Origin of the sequence: Acinetobacter sp. CIP 102637 (assembly GCF_000368425.1) — a bacterium.
Lineage (GTDB): Bacteria > Pseudomonadota > Gammaproteobacteria > Pseudomonadales > Moraxellaceae > Acinetobacter > Acinetobacter parvus.
On sequence record NZ_KB849434.1, the window covers coordinates 4512 to 5321 of the forward strand.

1 protein-coding gene is annotated in these 810 nt (G+C 34.9%); it reads right to left on the reverse strand.

Translation table 11 applies throughout. From position 1 onward, the window contains the following. A partial coding sequence (locus F967_RS00295) for an ESPR domain-containing protein (protein WP_004797488.1) occupies positions 1-551 on the reverse strand: 551 nt, incomplete at its 3' end. Positions 552-810: the final 259 nt, after the last annotated feature.

The window sequence follows — 810 nt, forward strand, 5'->3', positions numbered from 1 at the left end:
GCCAATCCTGTAATCTGTTTGCTATTTAAATTTGCACCATTATTTAAATTTGCTGTATTTGTTACATTTAAAGTACCGCCTACTGTAGTATTTCCCGTAGTTTCTAAAGTACCTGTAATGCTGGTGTTTTTAAGAGCCGTCGTACCATTTACTACAGTCAAACCATTTCCAATTGTTGCTGAGCCTGTTGTAGTTAATGTACCTGTCTTAACTGAACCGTCCGTATCTAAACCTGCAGTACTTAATGTCGTATTTGTCCCGACTTTAACTGTATTTGTGGTTTTATCTAATTCAACACTGCCTACCGTAACTTTATTCAGACTTACGTCATCCGTTGTTGCAACTACAAAATCTGTGCCACTAGGTGTAACTGTAATATTATTTCCTGCCACAACATCAGCGTAAACTGGCATCATCGCACTTGACGCAATAGCTATAGCTACTGCTACAACTTTCACCGTTTTTGTTTTCGTTTTACTTTTTGCATTTTCCGAAACCGCAACCCATGCCCCTATCGAAGCATTCCAAACTACTCTATAGATCCTATTCATACTTACACCTTTTATATGACTTATAACTTATAAAAATAAAAATAAAGATAAAGATAATGTGATTAGTGCCTCGTATTCTAAGTTATAAAATGTACAAAACTCACATTTAATTTGTAAAAATGTCTATTTTTATTAGGGTCTGTTGAGAATTACCGAGAGTTAATTACACTCGCGCACAATTGAATCATGGCTTCAAAACTCGTATCTGTTTTACAACTACGCATCGCTATACGTTTAAATTCTTTTAACTTACAGAAAT